Below are 2,313 nucleotides of genomic sequence, written 5' to 3'. Positions count from 1 at the left end.
CCATGATCCCGAGCAGGTCCTGACCGAGGTGTGGACCGTCGCGGGGCGACGGTTCAGCGCATTCATCGGCAACGTCGGCACTCGAAGTTCGGCTGGCATCACGCCGTCGATTCCGGCAGGCTTGATGCCCGTCCTGGAGACGGCAATCCGGAGCGAGCCCCTCGAGCCCGACCTGCACTGGTTCCGCTTCTACGTGGGGCACGTGAATGGCGAGTTCATTTTCGAGGCCTTGAAGGACAACGAGCCGTGGCTGGCGGGCGTGAGTGCGCTGACGTCGTGCGAATGGACGCGTTGCGACGGGTTCTACGGCGCGCGGCTGTTCATGGTGTTGCGTGAGATGGTCGGCGAGGTGCAGCTGCCGGTCTGACTTGTGTAAGACAGCACTACGCGCGATTGCTCGGCGGCGAAGTCACCGTGATGAACTTCTTTGGAGGCAACGAGGGCAATGCGTTGCCGCCCGGGTCTACCGCGGCAGCCGCAGACAAGGTCCGGTTCGCTGAACTTCGAGTTGGCGATCAAGCCATCCTCGGAAACGATCTGCCAGAAGGCCAGGCCGTATCCATGCAGGGCTTCAACGTCGCGCTGCACAGCCCCGGCGCGGCGGAGGCCCGTCGCATTTTTGCTGGCCTGTCGGAGGGCGGAAAAGTGACGGCACCTCTTGCACCAGTCGATTGGGCGGCCCTGTTCGGCATGGTGACTGACCGCTTTGGTGTCCCGTGGCTCGTCCTCGCGCTCGGAGAATGACCTCATGGATAACGTTCGAAGGTTCTTTGCACGCTATGAGGAAGGCGCCAACAGCTTCGACCCGGAGTGGATGAGCTCTCTCTACATGGCCGAGTTCATGGCGGGCGATCCGCATGGTGTTTCGTGCGGCAAGAATGATGACAGCCTCAAGGCCTCCTTCTCCCAGCGAAAAGCCTTCTTCGAGCAGATCGGGTTCCGGCGAGCCAAAGTGCTGAACATTGATGCCACACCGCTCGACGGGAGGTACACGATGGCAAAGATTCACTGGCAGATGACATTCGAGAAAGACCCCGGGTCCGGCCCCAAAGCCGCATTCTGGATTTCGCACGAGGATGAGCAGGCCGTCATGCGCGACGCTGGCCTCATCCCGGCAGCCGGCTGATACAGGGGTTCGGCCGACTTCATGGCTCCGACCAATGAGACCCGAGCAGCGTTCGTCCGGTCGACTCGGCAATCTGCCTGGATACGGCGGCACTGTGGACGGCCCGGCTGAGGGTCACGGCGCCCACCAATGCAGCCAAAGCAGCGCAAGCCGAGGCTGAATCTCGCGGAACCCCTGGAGAACGTGGCCCCGCGACAATGGCCTCGGCCACCTCGTGCAGGCCTGCTTCGAAGGCGGCGCGCGACGCATCATCCGAGCGAGCCACCTCGGGCGAAAGACTCTGCAGCGTGCAGCTTTCGGAAAGGTCGCAAGTGCGTTTGAATCCAAGGTAGAACCTGACGAACTCGGGCCACCATGCTTTCGCATGCGTGGCTTGGAAGTGGAGCACGCCCTCCTTGAGTTCCTTCATGCCCTGGGTGACCGCCTCGCGAAAAGCCGACGACTTCGAATCGAAGTGCACGTAAAACGCGCCCGAGGTGACCCCCGCCTCTTTCGCCAAGCCGTCGACTCCGATGCCGCCGAAGCCGTTGCGACGAAAGCCGCGCGCTGCGGCATCCACGATGCGTCTTCGTGTCAGCACCTTTTGCTCGGCTCTCGACATGGGCTTCCTCTCGGTCGGCGGGCCCTCATTTTACGCGTTGGAGAAACGATCGTTATGTGCCTTCAACGCCGGGGTTCTTGGGCAGCCGCGCCAAGCTTCTCGTACTCGTGCGGCTGCAGAGTTGCGGGGCACTCCGGATTTGCAAGGCGGGATTTGCGCCGCTGTCCGAGTCAGCCGTTCGAAGCGGCCTTGCCGAGCTCGGCGTTTGTCATCGCTTTTCCGGCGGTCCCCCATGCGCCGTCAACTGCGTGCACAACGTTGACCCAGATGAATTCCTTTGCCAGCCTGCCGCCCGAGGCCTCATGGACGATCTGAGTGGCTTCCTCCACGTAGCCCATCTGAATCTCGCGGGTTGCGAAGGCAAACGACGGAACCTTCCATTCAATGAAGGCGACCCGTGCCTCCTTGGATCCAGAGAAGGTGTGCTCTTGAGGCACCACGTTGATGGAGCCGATGACGTTGGGCGTCATGACCTTGTTCCCGGTGAGGCCGTGCCATTTGAGCATGGCGTCGGACAAGCGAGCGAACGTGGCCTTTTCGGCGCCCTTGGGAAGGACGCCTTCCGTGACGGTAAAGGTGAGAGGCA

General features: G+C 62.2%; 5 protein-coding genes. 3 read left to right on the top strand and 2 right to left on the bottom strand.

Going from position 1 to position 2,313, the window contains the following annotated elements; all coding sequences use genetic code 11:
* The 3 genes from AC1D01_RS30785 to AC1D01_RS30775 form a co-directional block, all read left to right on the top strand.
* Positions 1 to 367, top strand: a 367-nt coding sequence (locus tag AC1D01_RS30785; RefSeq protein WP_477873215.1) for a DUF6348 family protein, incomplete at its 5' end; no start/stop codon positions are given.
* A gap of 26 nt (positions 368 to 393) precedes the next feature.
* Complete coding sequence (locus AC1D01_RS30780; RefSeq protein ID WP_477873213.1) at positions 394 to 744, top strand: VOC family protein; 351 nt, start codon at positions 394 to 396, stop codon at positions 742 to 744.
* 4 nt (positions 745 to 748) lie between these two features.
* A complete protein-coding gene (locus tag AC1D01_RS30775; RefSeq protein ID WP_477873211.1) occupies positions 749 to 1,126 on the top strand; it encodes a DUF6841 family protein in 378 nt (125 codons plus the stop codon).
* 19 nt (positions 1,127 to 1,145) lie between these two features.
* Here the strand turns inward: AC1D01_RS30775 and AC1D01_RS30770 are convergent, their stop codons facing one another.
* Together AC1D01_RS30770 and AC1D01_RS30765 are read right to left on the bottom strand one after the other, a co-directional pair.
* The gene (locus tag AC1D01_RS30770; protein WP_477873209.1) at positions 1,146 to 1,727 is read right to left on the bottom strand and encodes a TetR/AcrR family transcriptional regulator; all 582 of its coding nucleotides are present in this window, start codon (positions 1,725 to 1,727) and stop codon (positions 1,146 to 1,148) included.
* 170 nt (positions 1,728 to 1,897) lie between these two features.
* On the bottom strand, positions 1,898 to 2,313 hold a 416-nt coding region (locus AC1D01_RS30765), incomplete at its 5' end, for a 4-oxalocrotonate tautomerase (RefSeq protein WP_477873207.1).

The organism is Rhizobacter sp. P3_B12 (assembly GCF_056402895.1).
This window is presented reverse-complemented; position numbering and strand designations above follow the sequence as displayed.